This is a genomic window from Pseudomonas sp. MF6396 (genome assembly GCF_002018915.1).
GTDB classification, from domain to species: domain Bacteria; phylum Pseudomonadota; class Gammaproteobacteria; order Pseudomonadales; family Pseudomonadaceae; genus Aquipseudomonas; species Aquipseudomonas palmensis.
Genome location: NZ_MVOK01000038.1, coordinates 22,755 through 42,413, shown reverse-complemented (window position 1 = coordinate 42,413; position 19,659 = coordinate 22,755). Strand labels below are relative to the sequence as shown.

Sequence of the window (19,659 nt, the reverse complement as noted above, 5' to 3'; positions counted from 1 at the left end):
CTTGCGGGTCTGCTTGCGCTTACCGGCGTACTCGGCGTCGGCGAAGGTCATTTGCTTCATCATCGAAAAGCTCGGTGATTGGTGTCCGGGGATTTTGCCAAATCAGGAAGCCTTTTTCAGGATTTCCCTAACGATATGCGGGGAGTGGCTGAGCTTAGCCCGGCATTAAGATCCGCAATCACTGAGAGTGCGGAGAGGCCGGATCAAGATAATCCCATTACAAGGGTGCGGCAGCATCGTGCCCTGATTGATTCTTTGGATCAAGGTGACGCTAAGAATATCTTGATCGATAGGCTCGAGAATATCGAAGGTTTGCTCAGGCAGATAAATGTCTCTGATCGGTATATAAAGAATCACAATGAGACGCAAGGAGTGCGCTGGGATATCTCGGGTAGCTTCGAGTCCGTAGAGCAATTAGTAAGTATGTTGCAATCTATGAGCTATCAAGCTGAGCGCGTAAGAGGTAATGCCGTTACAGGTAACTACTCTATATTTGTCCGTGACGGAAACAGCCTAACAAATTTGCAGGTTCGAGAACTATGTCAGAGGCTAGGTCTTACGATTAAAAAACAAACATTGATAATGTCTGGCTCTGAGTAGGAAATTCCACAGCTGTGATTTTTTGGTTTTCAAATGTTTGAGAGGGAAATAATGCGTAGATTCGTTACTGAAGTAGAACTGCTTACCGTAGATCTCCGTGGGTATTGCGAAGCTTTGTTGCTAAGCGATCCAAATGATACAGCAGGGATTCTGGTTTATGACTTCAGGCAGCTGGCTCCTTTTTCGAGCACCCAAGGAAAAGGAACTCCTGTAGCAAATCAGTTGCTCATCTTAGTTGATGGTGAGGCAGACGAAGAAGCTCTCCGGCGGGTTGCAGCTACCCTCAGCGCTCGGGCCGGCCATGTGTAGCGGCCTATTGAGCTTCATAGCCCGGGTCGCGCTTCAGATCGGCCCGACTGGCCGTCTCAAACCGTCGCGCTAGTTTTGGCGATATCTTAAAAGCTGGCGCGTCAGGCTTTTTCAGGCGGCGCGCTTGCTCTCGATGATCAACAGCAATGAACGCCCGGTGCAGGTCCTGCAGCAGCTCCTGCAGCTGGGTGTAGCCGTGAGCTTTCATCGCCTTGGCCATTTCCGCACGCGTCCCGGCAGCCGACTCCACAGGCAGCGTCTCTATGCCCAGGCGCTCGGCCTCGGCCTTCTTCCTGTCGCGATAATCCGCCGAGTGCTTCGCTGCACCGGTCTTCTTCTCGGCCATGGCCGGTACCTCCCAAGCCGCTGGGCGGCAAAGTGATCTGCTGCTGGCGCCGGCCATGCCGCGCGCGGTTGAGTACTCGCCGGATCATGCCAACCCGCCGAGGGTAATGCTGTTCTCTTGGGCGATCAGCCTGATGCGCGTGTGGCTGGTCTGCATCGCCTCGCCGATCTCCTGGGCATTCAGGCCCTGGGCTGCCAGCTCTCGCACCATGGGCGCCGCTGCGTCACGCGCAGCTCGCTGCTTGCGCTGGTGCGGGCTCTTCGTGCCGCAGCCTTCGCCACTCACGCCGGAAGGGATCACAGCGGGGCGCCGGCCTGCCGCGAAGAACTGGTCGGTCTGCGCGCTGAGGTCGGCCATCACCTGCAGCCGTGGGTCGGGAATAGGGCTGCCGATGTTCATTGGCGGCCCGCCTTGCGATCAGCCGCAGCTTCCAGCGCCTGGGCGGTGTTGACCGCGACCTTGTAGTTGAAGCAGAACACCCGAGTCTTGCCCGTGGCGCACTCAATGATGTGGTAGGCCTTGCCCTTGGCTACGACCTGGTAGCGCACAGACTGGACCGGCGCGGCCAGGCCGAGGATGACGTGCAGGTTTGCCGGCGGCAGGGTGGTTCGTGCACGCATCGCGGCCAGGCCGTCGACGCGCTGCTGCATGGATGGGTGCATGGTGATCTCCAAGGGACGGGCAAGAAAAAGCCCGGCGTACCGGGCTGGCTCAGTAAGTACCACCTCACGTGAGCTACCGAGGCCGCTTATGGCGGTCCGGCAAGGGCTGGCGGTTACATGGCGGCATCCTCCGTTGTTCGCCGCTGGGAAGGCAGTGGCCACCTATGAGTGCAGCTCCACGCTCTCGGCGCGGCGCAGCACGCGAACCTGGGCGATGCGTCGTTCAGGTGCCCGGCGGTCGCGCCGCATCGGGTCGCCGCCACCGGCGGCAAGTGAGTGCATCGCGATCAGCGCGACGAGCACGAAGCACATCGGGCTGATGATCTGGCGCTTCATGGCCTCGGCTACCATCGCGGCGCGGCGCTGCACGCCGAGCTTGAACATCGCCGCCGACAGCCGCTTCGCAACCGTGCCCGGTGCAATGTCGATAGAGCGGGCGATCTCTTTCGCGGTCATGCCCTGGGCAACAGCGAGCAGGCATTGAAGCTCGCGCGGGGCTAGGCCGCGCCCGAGGTGACCGTTCCACTGGCCGCTGACGATTGTCGATTCCATGATTTGCCTCGGTGTGTGGCTGCGTTGGTCGTAACGCTCGCCGCCGCAAAACTCCCGGACCAGGGGAGGGCGAGCGTCACGACCAATGCAGCCTGGTGCTGGGGAGTACCAGGTGATTGGGCCGGTTATGTTTCCGGCGTCGTTGCCATCGACCGCGACTGGTTCAGGACCGTCCGAAGACCTTCTGGCTATCGGGGCTGGTGGCTCCAGCGCGCTCCGGGCAGGCTATTCTCTCGGCCTGCCAGCGCCTGGCTCTGTAGCGGCCAGGAGCTGCCAATTCCCATGGCTGGGCGAGGCACTTCGCTTCCTACTTCATGATGGCGACCCTCCTGTTGATTTCCCGTCTGGCCCTGTGGCCAAGGCCAGTCGGTGAAACCATCCCGGCCTCGCTACTGGCGACAGGCCGGGTGCACATCGTTGTTTGTTCCTCCGGCCGCGGCCTTCTGCCCGCCGGATAACTGTTCTTGGCGCTTTACGCTGCACGCCTGGGTCAGTTGCCAATCCGTCTTCTTTCTTTCCCTCGTAGCAGCCTCTGCAGCCATTTCGGCTGGCTGCAAAGAAGACGCCGTAGATACTGCCGCTTACGAGCCGACTACCGAACACTGCCAGCCCAACTACCTGAAGTCGCTTCCAGACAACAAGGCTCGCGAAGACCTGGTCGAGAAGTGCATGACTGGTGGCTCGTACAAAAAGTCAGAGCCAAAGACCTGGTAACGTCCGTTACAGTCAGCGCCGCCTCATCAGGCGGCGTTTTCGTATGGGGGGAAGGCGCTGGCGGGCAGCGCTGCTGGTGTTATGCTTCGCCGCTTACCAAACAGGGAGAGTGGTAGTGAAACTGCGGGAAAAGCATAAGGTATTTCAGGAATGGTTCACGCCGCGGCGGCGTCGGCGAGCGGGCGGTACGTTGCTCGTCATCTGGACTGTCGGCATCTGCGTTTACCCTGGCAAGCACTGGATCTACGTGATGATTCCCGGAATGATGTGGTTCATGAGCGCTTGGCCTCCCGAGCTCCATGACAAGCGCTGAGGCACTGGCGGGCGGCGCCGAAGGGGCAGGCCGCGCGGCGCTTCAGTTGATCAGTAAGCTGCGTTGGCAGGTTGCGGATAGTCAGGCTGCTGCTGTCATGGTCGAACTCAATCTTGGAGCCGAGCAAGTGAGGCTCGAAGCTGATCGACAAACCCTCTGCTCGACCGGTGTAGCGCCTGAACTGGTTCAGGGTGCGCTTGTGCGCAGTGAAGCTTTCCATCAGGCCGTAGTCCCCGGCCTTGATAAATTCGGCGAAGGTCGCGGGTCGATCTTCATCGAGCACCTGCACCGTGTAGTGAGGCCCAAATATCAACATCAACCGGTCGGAACAGGGTCAATGCGGGAGCGCATTCAGGTGGGGCAAGACGTAATGCTCCGCGGCGGCATGCGCCGCCCTTTGTGACCTGGGCGCCTACGCAAGTTATCGTGCGGTTATGGATGGATTACTGAAGGAGGCGTGAATGCTGTGGTTCGGAACCGACAAAGCCAGGTTCAAGGTTCAGCGGCGCATCGCGGGCGTCGTCTTGTTCATCGCGGTCTTCTTTCTGGCCGCACAGCTCGAAGCATGGCGCTCAGATAACGCCGCATTTGGCGATGTACTGGACGGCATCATCTTGACTGTGTTTGCAGGAGGCATGTTCTACCTGGCAGGCAGATGGTGACTCTGGTGGCCCTCCGTGGCCGGATGCGGCATGGTGGTGAATGAACCTTTTCATACAGCGTCGTCTACATTGGAGGGGCTATCCCCTTTCTGAGAGTACGGCCATGCTCAAATCGAAAACGTTGATCTCAGTGCTATCAAGCCTTGTTTTAGTTACAGGCTCGGTCGGCGCATGCGCTGACCCCGGTAATGGAAAAGGGCAAGGCAACGGAAAGGGTAACGCCCACAATGCTCAAGGCCACGGCAACCAGGGGAGCGGGGCGAAGGGAACGCGTTCAGGGCAAAATGACTGGGACCACGGCCCGAACATTGATCGTGGCAGCGTCCTGAATGTACTGAACAGTTACCGCAATTATTGGGCCCCAGGCCCAGCACTACCGCCTGGCATCCAGAAGAACTTGGCACGAGGAAAACCGCTCCCTCCTGGCATCGCGAAAAAGCTCGACGCAAGACTTATCGGCCATCTACCGCGCTACGATGGCTATGAGTGGCAACAAGCTGGCACAGACTTGATTCTCGTTGCTATTGCCACTGGCATCATCTACGAAGTGATAAATGGAGTGCTGGATTAAGCTCGATCTATTAGAAGCTCGCATCAGGCTTTTCAGGCGGCGCGCCTGCTCCTCTGGATGCGAGTTGAAGGGTTACGGGTGCTGTGCGCTTGGCCCGACAAGGAGCCGATAGCGCCTGAAGTACGTACCATCGATATCAACTTCTCCGTCAGGGCGAAACCCTAGGCGCAGGACACCTTTGATTCGAACTCTGGTTGGTGGAAGCAGTAGGGTAATCGACTCCAGCCTCAACTCCTGAACAGCGCGCCGTACGATTTCATTGAAAATTACCTTTCCCAATCCCCAGTAGTGTGGATGGAGCACCAAGGCAAGATCGGCGTCGTCGCCCTCTTTCTGCAGCCCACCCCAACCGGCAAATTCATTCTCGACGAAGAAGGCCCAGGGCCCATATCCGTTAAGGACCCATTGGGCCTCTTTTTGGGCGACCCATGCCTTGCATTTTTTTTCGTCAAAGTCGGGGCGGCCCAAGGGCATCTGGCGTAAGACATCTGGATTGTTGTTAAGCGCCATGATGTCATCGGTTGAAACATCGCTGAGATGTCGGAACGTTAGCTGCATGATTTGCCTTGCGGATGACTTGATGTTCACCAATACCGGCAACCCACCATTATTTCAATGTCCAGGGGGCGTGATGAGCAGACCGATGCCGCCACCATCGCCGACCGGATCAACCAGCAAAAGCTGAACCTGGCCAACCAGTACGGTGACAGCGCCTGCGGCATGAGCCTCGACGAGTACAACCAGAAGCTGGCGGCCCTTAAATTATGCTCATGCAGAAAAATGGCTCAAAAAAAGCCCGCGCTAGACGGGCTCAAGTACGCGTCGGGACAGTGGCCTCACACGTTATGAGGGCTGAAATCGGGTGCCGCAAGCATGACAAAGCCAACTACGGCGCCAGACTTCCAACTTGTCGTATTGCGCGACGTTGAACCGCCAATGGCGAACAAAACCGATCACGCCGATTGCAATGAACGCAACGCCAATGAAGAACCTGGTCCAATCGACTCCCCACCAGGTGTTCATGAGTTTAAGGCCGTCATACAGGATGATGGAGCCCACGATCGTAAGTATGACGGGCCCCAGCAAGCGTTTGCCTGGTGGGGGAGAGACGCTGGCGGCCAGGTCAGTCTGATGTTTACCCGTCGTCTCGACCGTAACACTTGGCCCTACTCCGGATTGCACTTGATGAGTGGTTTTGATGCGGGAGGTGCCTGCGGCATGGATAACGGACAGCAGTTGAACATTTTGCCCGTGACAGTGTGGGCACGCGACGGCATTGTGACTTACCACTAGTTCATTCCTTTGAAATGACAAAGTGCGCATTTTAAAACAGCTCCGAACATTCTTGCACTTGGTGGCATTTTGCTTGCAGCCACTTTGCTGGTTGACCGAGAGGGGCTCTTTTCATCTTGAATCCATCGCTGTGGTAGCGCATTCGATTCATCCGCCCCTGCACCAGGGTGGCGTGCACCGTTGAAGTGAGCTATTGCTGATGTTTCGGCACCTGGCCGACTCAGGAGACAATTCGATGAAACAGCTACTGTTGGGCGCCTTGCTGGTGAGCGCTGCCGGCATTGCCCATGCGGACATCCCGCTGCTTAACGCCACCTGCCCAGGCAACATCGAGGTTCACGCCGATGAAGGCGGGCCGATCTATATCAATGGCAAAGAGGCTACGTTGAAGAAAGTCAACGACAACTATTTCGAAGCCAAGGGCAGCGGGATAACCGTGTCGCTCACCATCAGGCCCGACGGCTCGCCGGATGTGTCGTACACCGGCAAGAATCGTGCGAATGGCGTCTGCGAACTGGCCGATCAGGACTGAAACGCCAGCGCCCGGTAAGCGCTGGCACGATGCGTCACTCAACCGCTGCGAAGGCAAGTGCCGCAAGCGTTCTGGCGCGAGGGTCCATCAGCACATGGCTGCCCATGGTGGTGGTCACGAAACCAAAGCTCATCTCCCGGTCTGGGTCTGCGAACGCCACCGGCCCGCCCAGCCCAACATGACCGAATGCCTGCGGCCCCATGCAATAGGACGCGTCAGGGTCGGCGGCATGTTCCATCATGCAACCCAGGCCATAGCGCATGGGGCGCCGCAGGGTCTGGTCGAACCCTGCACTTTGCTCTGTGCCGAACGCCTTCAACAGTTGTGGCCCCAACAACTTGCCTTGCAGCAGGGCACTGTAGAAGCCCGCCAGGCCATGGGCGTTGCCATGGCTGCAGACGCCCGGCTGGTGGTAGCCCCACCAGCGCGGATTACCCGTACGGGTGGGTGAAAGGCTGGGGTTGGTGAATGCCAGGGTCGCCACATGCGCAGGCTCATTGAGGATGAGGCTGCGCAGGTCCTGTGCGAACCGGTCACCCACTCGACCGGGCGCATGCTCGAAGTGAGCGATACGCTTGAACTGATCGGCAGGCACGCCCAGGAACACATCCAGCGCATGGGGTTCGAGGATCTCCTGGTGTATGAAAACCCCGGCGTCGCGACCGTCCACGCGGCGGATCAGCTCACCGATGATCCAGCCATAGGTGGTCGCGCCGTACCCCACCTGTGTGCCTGGCGACCACCACGGCTGTTCGTCTGCTGTCACCTGGACCATGTGGTTCCAGTCGTACATGTGGGGCGTGCGATCCGGCAGGCGCAGCGCAGGCAAGCCGCTGGTATGGCTCAACACCTGGCGAAGGGTGATTCGTTCTTTGCCGTGTCGAGCGAATTCAGGCCAGTGTTTGGCCACGGGATCATCCAGACCCAGTCGGCCCCGTTCCACCAGCATGAGTACCGCCACAGCGGTGATCGGCTTGATGGTGCAATAGGCGTTGACCAGGGTATCGCGCTGCCAGGGGGCATGGCCGTGCGCATCCTTCACGCCGCCCCAGATGTCTACGACGGTCTTGCCGCCGACCTGTATGCAGACACCGCCACCGCGCTCGTGGGGCTCATCCAGGATGGCGGCGAAGGCCTGGCGGACCGGTTCAAAAGCAGCGTCACATCGTCCTTGTACCTGCATCTCATTGACTCCATTCGATCGAGCGCTGAACTCTAGCCCGTACTGCGCGGTGGGGGTGCCGGTGCCCTGCGCTTGTGCGCACCGTTCGTCCAATGCCCGGCACTCCCACACCCTGCGAGGCTTCTCACGCTTATGCGCGGGCATCCCGTGCAGCAGCCTGGAGAAGCACCATGGACATCGACGAGAACGCACCTGGCAACAGGTCACAGCAGGGCGTTACGCGCACCACCGACAACGAAACCGGTCACGATCCAAGGCGCGAGGCGCCAGAGGTGCCACTGCCGCCTGACGACGAAGCGGCGGTCGAAGAAGACATGACCGATGTGGAGGCCGGCAACTCGGTACTGAGCGAGCATCCCGAGGCAGGAAACCACAGTCGCGACGACCACCCGCATGCGGGCTCGCCATTGCGCGAGCAGGGCGATGGGAGAAAGGAGACGCGCGACGTGCCTGCGAGCGATCCTGAGTCCGGTGCCTGAACCCTCGCCTGGTCAGTAGGTGGCTGTGATCGCCTGAGCCAGCTGCCGATCTGTCATCAAAGGTGGCTGGGTGGTCGCACGATAATGCCGAGACGCCTGCTCGAACTGTGCGCCGCGTATCTGGCCATCCGAGCCAACGAAGGCCAGCGCGTCGCTTCTGGCCGACTTGAACAGATCGGGCGCATTGAAGGTCAGCGCGGTGGTGCCCGCCACCAGGATGCTCGGCACGAACGTGGTGTACATCAGCGCCTTGTCGAACGGATTGGCGTTTTCGGCAGCCGCAGCGTGGCTGCTGGCCAGGACAAGCAGGGCGGCGCCCAGGGCGTTCCATACGGTCATTTGCGGTTCCATTGCACCGGGTGGCTTAGCGTGATCTCAGGCTTCGATGCAGGCTCAGCACGCCCTTGTCGTCGAACAGAAAGATGATCTGGTTGCCCACGTTGTCCTGGCAGATGACGCCTTCATTCTGGCTGTCGACGATGCCCTGGCATGCCATGTTCGACACGTAGGGGCGCAGTTGGCACTTGAGCGTCTTGCCATCTTCGATCACCAGTTGGTGGTTGGGCGAGATGCTCTGCGGGTCTGGGGCCGGGCAAGTGCCCTGGCCCCAGTCGATGCCTTGATGATTGGGCTGATGATTGGGCTGGGTGGTGCAGCCGGCCAGCAGCACCAGGGGCAACAGGTACTTGCACTTCATGGTCACGGGTCCTGGTAGTTGCATCATTGTTGCGTTAGCGCTGCAGACTACAGGGTGAGGGTTTTCATTACCCTGCACTGAGTCTCGTTTTGAAAGATTCGCCCGGGCGATACCAGTGCTGCGCCGGGCGGTTCCGCCATCGATGGGGAGTTCGCTAGCGCGCGGGCTCACCGTCGGCCAGCCCTCTGGCCAGGTCCACGGCTGCGGTAATGGCGGCCCTGGCCTGGGGGCTGTTCTTCCAGCAGGTCGAGCCCAATGCGGCAGATGCCTGGGCAAGGATGTCAGTGACATCCGATCTGCCCAGCTCGGCCAGGGAATCGATGCCCATCTGCTCGAGCCGGGTGATAACGGTGGGGCCTACGCCCTTGAGCGCCAGCAGGGCAGTACGTTCTGTCGGGGAAAATGCCATCGATGAAATCCTTTTCTGTTCTGTAGAAGCCTGGCGACAAGCCCACTCAACGCATGAACTTCACGAACACCAGTTCCGGGTCGCCCGGGTCGAGGTTTTCGATTGTCCCGCTGTGTTGATAGCCCAGCTGTGCCAGGAGTTGGCGCATCGGCAGGTTGGAGGTGTTGGTGGATGTGAACACCTTCTGCGCCGAGGCGACTCGCTCCAGGTGTGTCATCAGCTGGCGGCCGACACCGGTGCGCCTGGATGCATCTGAAACGACCACCAGGGGAATGAAGTACTCACCGAAAAAGCTTCGGTCCAGGCAACCATAACCCAAGGGGGTGGCGGCGTCGTTCGCTTTGCAGGCAATCCAGCACTCACGTGCGCGGATGGCCTGCGCAAGCTGCTCGCGGCGGCGTTCATCGTTGCGTGCAACAGCGTCAATGCCTGTCAGGTGGTGGATGTCTTCTGCCAGGGCTTGCCTGATGGATAGGCTCATGGTCTCGCCTTGTCGATTTGATGCCGCGAAGTGTACTTCAGGGACACTGAATCCATAAAAGTCGCGATATACGCAACTTGGCGCTACAGTGCCGAATAGTCCCGTCATGGTCTGAACAAGGAAGTTTGCGATGATAGCGAAGTTGATGGTCACCGTTGGTATCGTGTTTTACGCCGTCGTGGTACCGATCCTCGAAATCAATGATACCCACGTCTTCAATCAGGCCTGGGAGCCACACGCGCGCCTGCATGAAACCTGGCAGCTCTTCACCAATACCGCCATTGGTGCGTACAGCGTCTGGCTGGTGTGGGGGCGCGATAACCTGAGGCTGGCGAGCCTGCTGACCCTGTTCGTCACCGGCGGGTTCCTGATGGCGTACTGGCTGCGCGATGGCTACGGCGGCTCGATGGTACTCACAGACGGTTCGGAGAAGATGATCCTGGGCGTCAACCTTGGTCTTTTTGCCTACGCGCTGGCCATTTTGCTGGCGGGGCTTGCGGTCGCCCTCGAGCGGCGCAGGCCCGATAGGTCGCTGGAGGCTGACCAGCGCTAAGCCGTTGACCAAGGGGGGATGAAGGGGCGCGTCACCCCGCCTGCCGTTCCCGCCGCAGTGTATGCCACAACAGGGCGGCCGACAGCAGGCCGGGCATCATGAAGATATACACGAGCTGCGGGAACTTGTGAGTGAAGCCGGCCAGCACGCCGCCCCATATCAGTGTGACTGCCACCCCGCAGATCAGCAGGCGGCGGTTGGGTACCACGGGTATTTCAGCCATCGCCAGCAGGTAGATCTTCCAGCACGACCAGAGGCCGAACAACGAAATCGACATCAGGCCCATGGCTATGGGTATCGCGAACAGCGGTTGCTCACTGATGACCAACATCGGGAAGAAAAAACCGATGCACCCGGCAATGAACAGCAGCGTCAGGGGCATCAGGCCCAGTACGGCAGCCAGGGTGAGGCCCATTCGAAAGGTGGTGAGTTTGTCCATACAGCTACCTGCGACAACGAAGAGAAAACACTGCAGCCCACGCACTGTGCCATGGTCACGGGCATTTTCAAGGACGCGAAAAACGCGATGCAGACGCTCTGCGGCAGTGCGCAAGGGGCCAATTCATGCATGATGGCTGATTGATGTCAATGTTGCCTCCCTGCTGCGCCTTTAAAATCGAGGCACATATCGATAGGCGTTGCGTGCCGGGGAGTTGTGGCAATGTTTGGTAGAAAGTGGCGAGAACAGGTCAACGCACAGGCGCGTGAGTTGCAGGAGCTGAAGCAGCAGAATCTGGCGCTCCAGCAGGAAAACCAGCAACTGACCGATTTGCTGGCGCAAACCCAGGGTGAGCAGGCCGAGCTCAATGCCTACAGCCGTTACCAATGTGATCTGCACAGCAAGATGGGCATGTTCGACGAGTCGATGAAGCAGACCCGTGATGGGGTAGTCAGCCAGGCCGAAACCCTGCGCGGGGAGGTCGACCACCTCAAGGCCAACAGCGGCGTGTTCAGCGAGACGTCCGAACTGCTTTCGTCGTTCTCTACCTCGCTCACGCACATGGCCGGTCAAGGCGTGAGCAGTGTCGAGAGCGTGACCCACCTGCAGGCGCGGGTCAGCGAAATCAGCAGCATCGTGGGCTTGATCAAGGCCATTTCAGACCAGACCAACCTGCTGGCACTCAACGCCGCCATCGAGGCGGCGCGGGCCGGTGAGCAGGGGCGCGGGTTTGCGGTGGTGGCCGACGAGGTACGGGCCCTGGCCCAGCGCACCCACCAGGCCACCCAGGACATCAGCGTGCTGGTGGACGCCATCAATGTCGATACCACGGCGGCGAGTAACTCGATCGGCAACCTCTCCAATGAAGCCACGCGCCTGGCTGGCGACGTGTCGACCTCGGCGCAGACCCTGGACGAAATGGTGGTGATGGGGGACCACATGACCACCCTGATCGAGAACATGGCGCTCAGTTCGTTCTGCGAGGCGGTCAAGCTCGACCACCTGTTGTTCAAACTGATGGTGTACCTGCGCCTGTTCAATCAGGACCCTAACCTTGAGCTGTCGGACCACAAGCATTGCCGCCTGGGCAAGTGGTACCTGATGCCGGAAACCCAGCAGATCTACCAGCACGACCGGGCATTCGCCCAGCTCGACGACCCCCACCGTATCTGCCACGAATCGGCCAGCCATGCGCTGCACCAGGCGCAGCACAAGGACTGGAGCGCGGTGGTGGCCTCGCTGGACAGCATGGAGACCGCCAGCCTCAAGGTGAACCAGGTGCTGCAGGCGCTCGCCCATCGCGGCGACTGATCGACAGTTGCAGGCACCGGCGCGAGGGAGCAAAAGTGGTAGGATCCGTGCGATCGGATCGGGTAAAGGGAGTGCTGCATGGTTGGGGAGCTGGATGAGCGCGACGTCGCGCGTCGTTTCTGCGTTGTCTGTGCAGTCATCATTGCGGCGGTTGGTCTCTGTGCTTCCCTGTACTGCCTGTTGAGCCCGGCCAGCATGTTCCCCTCGCTGGGCCCGGTGCTGGCGATCTTCGCGCTGGCACTGACCAACCTGCTGTGCCTGCCACTGGTGTTTGCCTATTGGCTGTTGGCGTTCCGGCCTGATGGTGCTCGGGTGTTGCTGATCGTGCAGGGCATCGCAATGGCGGCATTTGTGCTGTGGTACAGCGTGGTTTGACTGCAACTGTGCTGCAATGCAAAACGCAAACGTCCGGCACATGGCCGGACGTTTGCGTAGTGGCAGGCGACTTAACGGTGGCGGTGCTTGCGCTTGTGCTTGCTGGCGCTGTGCCTGTTGTCATCTGCCAGATGATTGCCCACCGCGCCCCCGGCCGCGCCGCCCAGGCCGGCGCCGACGGTCGAACCGGTGGAGCCGCCCAGCGCATTGCCGATCAGTGAGCCGCCAGCCGACCCCAGGCCACCGCCCACGGCGGCCTGGGTGCGGTTGCCCTTGCGCGCACCAGCCGCGCTACCTGCAGCGCCACCCAGCCCGGCACCGATGGCGGCGCCGGTGCTGCCGCCGATCTGCTGGCCAACGACATTGCCCAGTGCGCCGCCCAGCCCGCCACCGATGGCGGTGGTGCCGTCGCCGGCAACGGCAGTCAGGGGCAGCAGGATACCCAGGGCGAGGGTAGGCAGGGTGAAACGCATGATGTGAACCTCAGGTACTTGATCTGCAAGATGATTTTTTGGTGCTGTTCAGACCGCGCGCTGAAGGTTTGGTTTCCCGTCGCGCCATTTAAAAACGTGGTGCGCCCTTGCGAGGCTTCGCGGGCCTCGGCGAAGATGGCCGATTGGCTTTTGCACAGTGAGGTTGATATGGCGCAGTACAAGACCGTTGGCGAGCTGGTGGCAGCCTTGTCGCGGCTTCCACAGGATGCACGGGTGGTGGTTCAGGGTGGCCTGGGCCTGAAGGACATCAGCCTGTTCGGGGCAGGGCAGGTCCAGATCGAGTTCAAGGAGCAGATCATCGACTCCTCGCCGTCGTGGGTAGTGTTCGTCAAGCAGTGACTTCTGCAGGCTGTGCTAGCGTGTACAGATACGGCAATTAACTTGTACATAAAATTTTCCATGTGCAAGTATCGCCGCAACCCCCCGCCCAAGGGCCTGCCAGGGAGTACCGCATGCGACCGCCACCCATCGCGCTGTGCAGGCTGCTGTTGCTGATCGGTGTGCTGGCCTGCGGTTACGCCCAGGCGGGGTGGCGGGCCGACCTGCCGGATGCGCTTCTGGTAGGCAGTGCTGAATTCAGGACCTGGGGCCTGGATATCTATACGGCGCGATTGTGGGCCCCCGGTGCACGCTTGAACGAGGGCGATGGCTTCGCCCTCGAGATCACCTACCGGCGCGCGGTCAGTCGCGAGCGGTTGGTCAAGGTCAGCCTCGAGGAGATCCAGCGTCTGTCTGCCACCCCGCTGACGGCAGCGCAACGGGACCAGTGGCAGGCGCAGATGCAGCAGGCGTTCGTGGATGTCGAGGCGGGTATGCGCATCACGGGCGTGTACGTTCCCGGGCTTGGCTGTCGCTTCTATGTGGGGGAGCGCCTGCAGCACGAAGTGCGTGACCAGGCATTCGCCCGTGCGTTCTTCGCCATCTGGCTGGACCCTCGCAGCCGCTACCCCGACTTGCGTCGGCAACTCCTTGGAGCTTCCCCATGAAAGCCTGGTACCTGTTGGTGTTCCTGCTGCTGGCCGGCTGCGGCAATGTCGATGTCGAGGCTTACCGCAACCAGTCACCGGCGTTCGACCTGCGCCAGTACTTCAACGGCCGCGTCGACGGCTGGGGCATCGTGCAGAAGCGTTCCGGCGAGGTCATCAAGCGTTTTCACGTGCTGATCGAAGGGCGCAGCGAAGGCGATAACGTGGTGCTGAACGAGCACTTCACCTACAGCGACGGCACCCGGCAGCAACGCACCTGGACCATTCGCCCGGACGGCCCGGGACGTTGGCGCGGCACGGCCGGGGATGTGGTGGAAGAGGCGCGCGGGCAGAACGCCGGTTTCGCCTTGCGCTGGCAGTACGTGCTCGACGTACCGGTGGACGGCAAGACCTGGGCCATCCGCTTCGACGACTGGATGTACCTGCTGGACGATAACACCCTGGCCAACCGCTCCTACATGACCAAGTTCGGCATCGAAGTCGGGCAGGTCACCTTGTTCTTTCGCAAGCAGGTGCAGTAGGCCGGCCGAGACGGTGCAGTACCGGCAGCAGCAAGGCCCACACGGCGGCAAGCACCAGCAGGCTCGGCCAGGTGCCCAATGGCAGCCCGGCACCGGCAAGCTGCACACCGCCCCAGTAGGACAACGGGCCGCCCACCGCGCCCAGCAGGCTGGCCCGCCACCAGGGGTTGGCGGTCCAGTGCAGGCTGTGGCGCAAGGTGCAGGCGAACACCGGCCACAGCAACAGCAGCCAGAACGGCGGCAGCCAGCGATGACCGCCAAACTCGAACACCCCGAGCGCCAGCAGCAGGCTGTCGGTCAGCCACCCGCACAGGCTGACGGCGACGATCAGGCGCACCTCGCCGGGCCTGGCCAGGCAGCTCAGGTGCGTCACCAGGCAGGCCACTGCCACTGCCAGCAAGGCGGGGTGGCGAGCACCCAGCACGCAGGCGAACCAGCCAAGCTGAAACAGCAGCGCATTGCCCAGCACCGCTGCCCAATGCGCTGTCCGCCGGTTCAGCCTGGTTGCCCCAGCAGCGGTGCGGGCCGTGCGCCGGCCTTGGCCAGCAACAGCTGGGCGGTGCCGATGGCACGCTCCAGAAAGCCCCCCTCGCAGTAGCACAGGTAGAACTCCCACAAGCGGTAGAACGTGTCGTCATAACCCAACGCCTGCAACGGCTGGCGCGCCTGCTGCAGGTTCTGGTGCCAGCAGCGCAGGGTGCGCGCATAGTGCAGGCCGAATTCTTCCATGTGGTGCAGGTTCAGATCGGTGTCGCGGCCCATCACCTGCAGCATCACCCCTACCGAAGGCAGGGCGCCGCCCGGAAAGATGTAGCGCTGGATGAAGTCGACCGAGCGGCACGCCTGTGCGTAGCGCTGTTCGCGGATGGTGATGCTCTGCAGCAGCATCAGGCCATCGGGCTTGAGCAGCCGCGCGCATTGCCTGAAGTAGCTGCTGAGGTAGCGATGGCCGACAGCTTCGATCATCTCGATGGAAACCAGCTTGTCGTACTGGCCCTGCAGGTCGCGGTAATCCTCCAGCAGCAGGGTGATGCGGTCCTGCAGGCCGGCTTCGTCGATGCGTCGACGGGCATAGGCGAACTGTTCGGCCGACACCGTGGTGGTGGTTACCCGGCAGCCGTGGTGGCGTGCCGCGTAAATGGCCAGGCCGCCCCAGCCGGTGCCGATCTCCAGCAGGTGATCGTCGCGGGTGAGGGCGAGCTTCTGGCAGATGCGCTGCAACTTGTAGTGCTGGGCCTGTTCCAGGGTATCGTCGGCCCCCTGAAACATGGCCGCCGAGTACATCATGCTCGGGTCCAGCAGGCGCTCGAACAGTTCGTTGCCCAGGTCGTAATGGGCGGCGATGTTGCGTCTGGCGCCGCGCCGGGTATTGCGGTTGAGCCAGTGCAGGCCAGGCAGCAGCGGGCGCCCCAGGCGTGCCAGCCCGCCTTCCAGGCCGTCGAGTACCTCCAGGTTCGCCACCAGCACGCGGACCACGGCGGTGAGGTCCGGGCTGGTCCAGTAGCCGTGCACGTAGGCTTCGCCCGCGCCAATCGAGCCGTTGCTGGCCATCAGGCCCCATAGCGCGTCGTCCACTACCTGGACATGCCCTTGCAGGTTCGCGCCGGCGTCGCCGAAGTGGTGCACCACATTGGCTTCGATGACCACCAGTGCGCCGTGGCGCAGGCGTTCGAGCTGGCGCAGCACAGCGCGCCGCAGCAGCATCACGCCGATGCCGTTGCCGGCGGACGCGAAGCGTTTTGCCGGGATTGCCTCAGGGCTTTTCATGGGGGGTGTCCTTTGCGCTGTCGGGTGCATTGATCGGTTTGGCTCGCCGCCAGGTGCCCCGGGCGGCGAAGTGGTCGAACAGGCGATGACGCTTGAGCAGCAGGCGCAAGGCCTGCCAATGGATGGCCAGCAGGGTCTTGGCGGTCATCCACGGGAAGCTCAGCAGGTGCCGGTGCAGGCTGCGTCGGTCCAACTCGATGCGCGCCAGGTTCAGCACGGCGCTGAACACCCGGGTGTGTGCCTGCCAGTCCTCCATGCGCACACGGATACGCGCTGCAGGTGTGCAGAAGTGCATGCGGTATTCCAGGTCGGCGGGCAGGAACGGCGACACATGAAACGCCTTGGCCACGCTGAAGTTCCACGGCCCCGGGCCGCCGGCGGGCAACACGTAGTGAAAGCGTTCGCGCCAGGGCGTGTTGGTGACCTCGCAGAGAATCGCAGCCAGACGCCCGTCACCTTCAAAGCAGTAGAAAAAGCTCACCGGGTTGAAGGCCAGGCCCCAGCTGCGGGGTTGGGTCAGTACGCACACCGGCCCTTGGGGGCGGTGGTGCAGCACCTGTTCGAGCAGGTCCAGCACGGCGCTCTTGAGGGGCGTGCCCTGGTGAGTGGCGGCTGGCAGATAGTCCCGCTCGTCGAAGGCAAAGGCGCTCCACCGGCCCCCGCCGGCCAGCCTCGACAGCGCTGGCAGCTGCGCCTGCTCGTCCAGGTCCAGGTACAGCAGGCCGATGCGGTAGGCAAAGCCGAAATCCCCCCTGGCGGGGCGGCGGTGGCTGACCCAGCCCTGGTAGAGCGCACTGTTCACAACTGCTCACCAAATTGGGCGGCCACGCGCAGCGCGCTGACCACGCCGTCTTCATGAAAGCCGTTGCCCCAGTACGCGCCGCAGTAGTAGCTGTGTCGGGCACCGCACAGTTCGGCGTGACGCGCCTGGGCCCGTACCCCGGCAAGGCTGAACTGCGGGTGGGCATAGGTGTAGCGGCCAAGGACCTTGCCGGGGTCGATGGCGCCGGTCTGGTTGAGGCTCACGCAGAAGGTCTGCGGGGCATCGATGCCCTGCAGAATGTTCATGTTGTAGGTGACGGCGGCCGGCTGGGACTGCGAGCCGCCGAGGCGGTAGTTCCAGCTGGCCCAGGCCAGGGGACGACGCGGCAGCAGGCGGGTGTCGGTGTGCAGGACCACATCGTTGTCGGCATAGCGCAGCGCGCCAAGAATCTCGCGCTCGGCCTGGCTGGGATCATGCAGCATCAGCAGCGCCTGGTCGCTGTGGCAGGCGAACACCACCTTGTCGTAACGCTCCATGCCTGCTCGGCTGAACAGGCTGACACCGTCGGCATCGCGGGTCACGCCCAGTACAGGGCAGTTGAGGCGAATGCGTTCGGCAAACGGTGCGCACAGCGGGGCCAGGTAACTGCGCGAGCCGCCTTCCACTACCCGCCATTGCGGGCGGTCGTTGACCGACAGCAGCCCGTGGTGCTTGAAGAAGCGCACGAAAAACTGCAGCGGGAAGCCCAGCATCTGCGCCAGCGGCATCGACCAGATGGCGGCCCCCATCGGCACGATGTAGTGGTCGATGAAGCGCTCGCCGTAGCCGTTCATGTACAGGTAGTCGCCCAGCGAAAGGGTGTCGTTGACTCGCTGCTGCTCCAGGTCGTTCAGGGCCTGGCGATTGAAGCGCAGGATGTCGTAGAGCATGCCCCAGAAGGGCGGCGACAACAGGTTGCGGCGCTGCGCGAAGAGGCTGTTGAGGGTGTTGCCGTTGTACTCGTGGGCGGTCTGCGGGTCGTGGACCGAAAAGCTCATTTCGGTAGGGCGCGAGGCGATGCCCAGCTGATCGAGCAGGCGGATGAAGTTGGGGTAGGTCCAGTCGTTGAACACGATGAACCCGGTATCCACCGCGTAGTGTCGCTCGCCAAGCTGCACGTCGACGGTATGGGTGTGCCCGCCAATCCGGTCACTGGATTCGTACAGCGTGATGGCGTGCTGGCGCTGCAGCAGGTGGGCGCAGGTAAGCCCGGCGATACCGCTGCCGATGATGGCTATCTTCATGGGTGGGGTTCCTGGCGCAGTGGCCGTGACAGGTGCTTGCCCAGTGCCAGTTGCAGGCTCACCGGCAGCAGCGCGACCAGGCGCAGGCCGGCGATGAACAGGAGCGGAAAGGCAATGGTGTACGGGCGCTTGTGCAGGCGCCGGGCAATATGGCGTGCGGCCTTTTCGGCGGGCCAGCACAGCGGCATGGGGAAGTCGTTGCGCCGGGTCAGCGGGGTGTCGACGAAGCCCGGGCTGACCAGCGTCACGGCAATGCCTTCGCGGGCCAGGTCGATGCGCAGCGATTCGAACAGGTAGCGCACCGCGGCCTTGGAGGCGCCATAGGCACCGGCGCGGGGCAGCGCCAGAAAGGTCACGGCGCTGGCCACGGCCACCAGGTGCGGCTGTCGGCCCTGGCGCAGCAGGGGCAGGGCAGCCTCCACGCAGTGGCTGGCACTGAACAGGTTGGAAGCCACCACGCGCTCGACCATGGCGGCTTCGAAGGCTTCGCTGTCCAGGTACTCGCAGGTGCCGGCGTTGAGTATCACCTGGTCCAGGCCACCCCAGGCCTGGGCGATCTGCTGGGCGATCGCGCGCACCTGGTCACCCTCGCGAAGGTCGCCCGGTACCACCAGTACCTGGTCGGGGTAGCGCTGCGCCAATGCCTGCAAGGGCTGGACATTGCGCGCGCTGACCGCCAGGCGATGCCCCTGGGCCAGCAGCAGGGGGGCCAGTGCCGCACCAATGCCGCTGCTGGCGCCGGTCAGCCAGATGCGTCTCATGCCAGCCTCCGCTTGAGCCAGCCGATCACGCTGCCCATCACCGGCAGGTGCTCGTACAGCAGCGCCCCGGCGTCGAAGTAGTCATGGTGCAGGTAGACCTTGTCGCGCCACATCAGGTGCGAGCAACCCTGTACCTGAACCGGGCGCCCACCGTTCAGGCGCGCATGCCGGTAGTGCAGGGTCCAGCGCAGGTAGCCCTTCCCGTCGTCGACCTGGTCATAACCGTGGAACTCGAAGCGCACCTGATCGACGTTGGCGTACAGCTGAGCGAAATAATCCTGCAGCGCGGCCATGCCGTGGATCTGATGCAGCGGGTCGCGGAACTGGACATCGTCGCTGTACAACTCGCGCAGCACACCCAGGTTGTGCGCGTCGATGGCGCAGAATCGCTCTGCAAAGCGTTTGAGATACTCGGACATTGCCTGCACCCATGACCATTGTGGTCATTTAGTTGTACACGTATTGTTATTTGTACAAGATATTTGCAGGTTAGAGGGAAATTTGTACAAGTCAATTCATCCCTGCAGATTTTGCTGCAGGGAGATGGACGCAGGGGCAGGGGCAAGGCGGGGGAGAACGCAGGACGCAGAAAGCAGAAAAGCG

Annotated in this window: 30 protein-coding genes and 3 pseudogenes; 14 read left to right on the top strand and 19 right to left on the bottom strand. The window is 61.9% G+C overall.

Going from position 1 to position 19,659, the window contains the following annotated elements; genetic code table 11:
• Positions 1-913: 913 nt before the first annotated feature.
• The 4 genes from MF6396_RS26075 to MF6396_RS26060 form a co-directional block, all read right to left on the bottom strand.
• Complete coding sequence (locus MF6396_RS26075) at positions 914-1,255, bottom strand: hypothetical protein (RefSeq protein WP_078481857.1); 342 nt, start codon at positions 1,253-1,255, stop codon at positions 914-916.
• 84 nt (positions 1,256-1,339) lie between these two features.
• Positions 1,340-1,654: a hypothetical protein gene (locus MF6396_RS26070; protein WP_078481856.1), complete on the bottom strand. Its 315-nt coding sequence runs from the start codon at positions 1,652-1,654 to the stop codon at positions 1,340-1,342.
• Entirely contained in the window at positions 1,651-1,917 is a 267-nt protein-coding gene (locus tag MF6396_RS26065; RefSeq protein ID WP_078481855.1) for a hypothetical protein, read from the bottom strand. The genes MF6396_RS26070 and MF6396_RS26065 overlap by 4 nt, the downstream gene beginning before the upstream one ends.
• 162 nt (positions 1,918-2,079) lie before the next feature.
• Positions 2,080-2,469 carry a response regulator transcription factor gene (locus tag MF6396_RS26060; RefSeq protein WP_078481854.1) on the bottom strand — a complete coding sequence of 130 codons (390 nt, stop codon included), beginning with the start codon at positions 2,467-2,469 and terminating at the stop codon, positions 2,080-2,082.
• A gap of 369 nt (positions 2,470-2,838) precedes the next feature.
• Between MF6396_RS26060 and trbK the strand changes: the two genes are divergently transcribed.
• A complete protein-coding gene (gene trbK, locus MF6396_RS26055; RefSeq protein ID WP_238596478.1) occupies positions 2,839-3,183 on the top strand; it encodes an entry exclusion lipoprotein TrbK in 345 nt (114 codons plus the stop codon).
• Between the two features lie 272 nt (positions 3,184-3,455).
• On the opposite strand, the pseudogene MF6396_RS26045 reads toward trbK, so the two are convergent.
• A pseudogene (locus MF6396_RS26045) lies at positions 3,456-3,782 on the bottom strand (nucleoid-associated protein); the annotation flags it as partial.
• A gap of 175 nt (positions 3,783-3,957) precedes the next feature.
• On the opposite strand from MF6396_RS26045, the gene MF6396_RS26040 reads away from it, so the two are divergent.
• Both MF6396_RS26040 and MF6396_RS26035 read left to right on the top strand, forming a co-directional pair.
• The gene (locus MF6396_RS26040; RefSeq protein ID WP_043861703.1) at positions 3,958-4,158 is read left to right on the top strand and encodes a hypothetical protein; all 201 of its coding nucleotides are present in this window, start codon (positions 3,958-3,960) and stop codon (positions 4,156-4,158) included.
• A 103-nt stretch (positions 4,159-4,261) separates the two neighbouring features.
• Positions 4,262-4,729, top strand: a complete 468-nt coding sequence (locus MF6396_RS26035) for an anti-virulence regulator CigR family protein (RefSeq protein ID WP_078481852.1) — start codon at positions 4,262-4,264, stop codon at positions 4,727-4,729.
• A gap of 72 nt (positions 4,730-4,801) precedes the next feature.
• Here MF6396_RS26035 and MF6396_RS26030 read toward each other — a convergent pair whose 3' ends face one another.
• A complete protein-coding gene (locus MF6396_RS26030) occupies positions 4,802-5,287 on the bottom strand; it encodes a GNAT family N-acetyltransferase (protein WP_043861704.1) in 486 nt (161 codons plus the stop codon).
• A 57-nt stretch (positions 5,288-5,344) separates the two neighbouring features.
• Between MF6396_RS26030 and MF6396_RS26025 the strand changes: the two genes are divergently transcribed.
• From MF6396_RS26025 to MF6396_RS26015, 3 genes are all read left to right on the top strand, one after another.
• Positions 5,345-5,578, top strand: a complete 234-nt coding sequence (locus tag MF6396_RS26025; RefSeq protein WP_078481851.1) for a hypothetical protein — start codon at positions 5,345-5,347, stop codon at positions 5,576-5,578.
• Positions 5,579-5,602: 24 nt separating this feature from the next.
• Complete coding sequence (locus tag MF6396_RS28550) at positions 5,603-6,022, top strand: hypothetical protein (protein ID WP_153046124.1); 420 nt, start codon at positions 5,603-5,605, stop codon at positions 6,020-6,022.
• A gap of 235 nt (positions 6,023-6,257) precedes the next feature.
• A complete protein-coding gene (locus MF6396_RS26015) occupies positions 6,258-6,554 on the top strand; it encodes a hypothetical protein (protein WP_078481849.1) in 297 nt (98 codons plus the stop codon).
• Between the two features lie 34 nt (positions 6,555-6,588).
• On the opposite strand, the gene MF6396_RS26010 is transcribed toward MF6396_RS26015, so the two are convergent.
• Positions 6,589-7,737 (bottom strand): serine hydrolase domain-containing protein, encoded by a 1,149-nt coding sequence (locus tag MF6396_RS26010; RefSeq protein WP_078481848.1) that lies wholly within the window; start codon positions 7,735-7,737, stop codon positions 6,589-6,591.
• Between the two features lie 170 nt (positions 7,738-7,907).
• Here MF6396_RS26010 and MF6396_RS29325 point away from each other — a divergent pair.
• A pseudogene (locus MF6396_RS29325) lies at positions 7,908-8,099 on the top strand (hypothetical protein); the annotation flags it as partial.
• A 129-nt stretch (positions 8,100-8,228) separates the two neighbouring features.
• On the opposite strand, the gene MF6396_RS26000 reads toward MF6396_RS29325, so the two are convergent.
• From MF6396_RS26000 to MF6396_RS25985, 4 genes are all read right to left on the bottom strand, one after another.
• Positions 8,229-8,555 (bottom strand): DUF2388 domain-containing protein, encoded by a 327-nt coding sequence (locus MF6396_RS26000; RefSeq protein ID WP_078481847.1) that lies wholly within the window; start codon positions 8,553-8,555, stop codon positions 8,229-8,231.
• A gap of 25 nt (positions 8,556-8,580) precedes the next feature.
• Positions 8,581-8,913: a hypothetical protein gene (locus MF6396_RS25995; RefSeq protein ID WP_043861710.1), complete on the bottom strand. Its 333-nt coding sequence runs from the start codon at positions 8,911-8,913 to the stop codon at positions 8,581-8,583.
• Positions 8,914-9,067: 154 nt separating this feature from the next.
• Complete coding sequence (locus MF6396_RS25990) at positions 9,068-9,322, bottom strand: hypothetical protein (RefSeq protein WP_054914290.1); 255 nt, start codon at positions 9,320-9,322, stop codon at positions 9,068-9,070.
• 46 nt (positions 9,323-9,368) lie between these two features.
• On the bottom strand, positions 9,369-9,803 hold the full coding sequence (locus MF6396_RS25985; protein WP_058540371.1) for a GNAT family N-acetyltransferase: 435 nt from the start codon (positions 9,801-9,803) through the stop codon (positions 9,369-9,371).
• Positions 9,804-9,933: 130 nt separating this feature from the next.
• Here MF6396_RS25985 and MF6396_RS25980 point away from each other — a divergent pair, with 130 nt between their 5' ends.
• The gene (locus MF6396_RS25980) at positions 9,934-10,356 is read left to right on the top strand and encodes a hypothetical protein (RefSeq protein WP_058540370.1); all 423 of its coding nucleotides are present in this window, start codon (positions 9,934-9,936) and stop codon (positions 10,354-10,356) included.
• A 31-nt stretch (positions 10,357-10,387) separates the two neighbouring features.
• Here the strand turns inward: MF6396_RS25980 and MF6396_RS25975 are convergent, their stop codons facing one another.
• Positions 10,388-10,909 (bottom strand): hypothetical protein, encoded by a 522-nt coding sequence (locus MF6396_RS25975; protein ID WP_153046123.1) that lies wholly within the window; start codon positions 10,907-10,909, stop codon positions 10,388-10,390.
• Positions 10,910-11,434: 525 nt separating this feature from the next.
• Between MF6396_RS25975 and MF6396_RS29655 the strand changes: the two are divergent.
• The 3 genes and pseudogenes from MF6396_RS29655 to MF6396_RS25965 form a co-directional block, all read left to right on the top strand.
• Positions 11,435-11,710, top strand: a pseudogene (locus MF6396_RS29655) (methyl-accepting chemotaxis protein); the annotation flags it as partial.
• Between the two features lie 3 nt (positions 11,711-11,713).
• Positions 11,714-12,106: a CZB domain-containing protein gene (locus MF6396_RS29650; RefSeq protein ID WP_370409334.1), complete on the top strand. Its 393-nt coding sequence runs from the start codon at positions 11,714-11,716 to the stop codon at positions 12,104-12,106.
• Positions 12,107-12,184: 78 nt separating this feature from the next.
• Positions 12,185-12,481, top strand: a complete 297-nt coding sequence (locus tag MF6396_RS25965) for a hypothetical protein (protein WP_043861715.1) — start codon at positions 12,185-12,187, stop codon at positions 12,479-12,481.
• Positions 12,482-12,552: 71 nt separating this feature from the next.
• On the opposite strand, the gene MF6396_RS25960 is transcribed toward MF6396_RS25965, so the two are convergent.
• Positions 12,553-12,954: a glycine zipper domain-containing protein gene (locus MF6396_RS25960; protein WP_043861716.1), complete on the bottom strand. Its 402-nt coding sequence runs from the start codon at positions 12,952-12,954 to the stop codon at positions 12,553-12,555.
• 168 nt (positions 12,955-13,122) lie between these two features.
• Here MF6396_RS25960 and MF6396_RS25955 point away from each other — a divergent pair, with 168 nt between their 5' ends.
• The 3 genes from MF6396_RS25955 (at position 13,123) to MF6396_RS25945 (ending at position 14,482) form a co-directional block, all read left to right on the top strand.
• Positions 13,123-13,314: a hypothetical protein gene (locus MF6396_RS25955; protein WP_043861717.1), complete on the top strand. Its 192-nt coding sequence runs from the start codon at positions 13,123-13,125 to the stop codon at positions 13,312-13,314.
• A 113-nt stretch (positions 13,315-13,427) separates the two neighbouring features.
• Positions 13,428-13,961 (top strand): chalcone isomerase family protein, encoded by a 534-nt coding sequence (locus MF6396_RS25950; protein WP_078481844.1) that lies wholly within the window; start codon positions 13,428-13,430, stop codon positions 13,959-13,961.
• Complete coding sequence (locus tag MF6396_RS25945) at positions 13,958-14,482, top strand: DUF3833 domain-containing protein (RefSeq protein ID WP_043861719.1); 525 nt, start codon at positions 13,958-13,960, stop codon at positions 14,480-14,482. Before MF6396_RS25950 ends, MF6396_RS25945 begins: the two co-directional genes overlap by 4 nt.
• Here the strand turns inward: MF6396_RS25945 and MF6396_RS25940 are convergent.
• The 6 genes from MF6396_RS25940 to MF6396_RS25915 are packed head-to-tail and all read right to left on the bottom strand — an operon-like array spanning position 14,451 to position 19,475.
• A complete protein-coding gene (locus MF6396_RS25940; RefSeq protein ID WP_058540367.1) occupies positions 14,451-14,951 on the bottom strand; it encodes a DUF2878 domain-containing protein in 501 nt (166 codons plus the stop codon). The two genes, MF6396_RS25945 and MF6396_RS25940, sit on opposite strands and share 32 nt — an antisense overlap.
• Positions 14,952-14,977: 26 nt before the next feature.
• The gene (locus MF6396_RS25935) at positions 14,978-16,249 is read right to left on the bottom strand and encodes an SAM-dependent methyltransferase (protein ID WP_078481843.1); all 1,272 of its coding nucleotides are present in this window, start codon (positions 16,247-16,249) and stop codon (positions 14,978-14,980) included.
• A complete protein-coding gene (locus MF6396_RS25930; protein WP_078481842.1) occupies positions 16,236-17,051 on the bottom strand; it encodes a DUF1365 domain-containing protein in 816 nt (271 codons plus the stop codon). Before MF6396_RS25930 ends, MF6396_RS25935 begins: the two co-directional genes overlap by 14 nt.
• Complete coding sequence (locus MF6396_RS25925) at positions 17,048-18,295, bottom strand: NAD(P)/FAD-dependent oxidoreductase (protein WP_043861723.1); 1,248 nt, start codon at positions 18,293-18,295, stop codon at positions 17,048-17,050. The genes MF6396_RS25930 and MF6396_RS25925 overlap by 4 nt, the downstream gene beginning before the upstream one ends.
• Entirely contained in the window at positions 18,292-19,056 is a 765-nt protein-coding gene (locus MF6396_RS25920) for an SDR family NAD(P)-dependent oxidoreductase (RefSeq protein WP_043861724.1), read from the bottom strand. Before MF6396_RS25920 ends, MF6396_RS25925 begins: the two co-directional genes overlap by 4 nt.
• Positions 19,053-19,475: a nuclear transport factor 2 family protein gene (locus tag MF6396_RS25915; protein WP_043861725.1), complete on the bottom strand. Its 423-nt coding sequence runs from the start codon at positions 19,473-19,475 to the stop codon at positions 19,053-19,055. The genes MF6396_RS25920 and MF6396_RS25915 overlap by 4 nt, the downstream gene beginning before the upstream one ends.
• Positions 19,476-19,659: the final 184 nt, after the last annotated feature.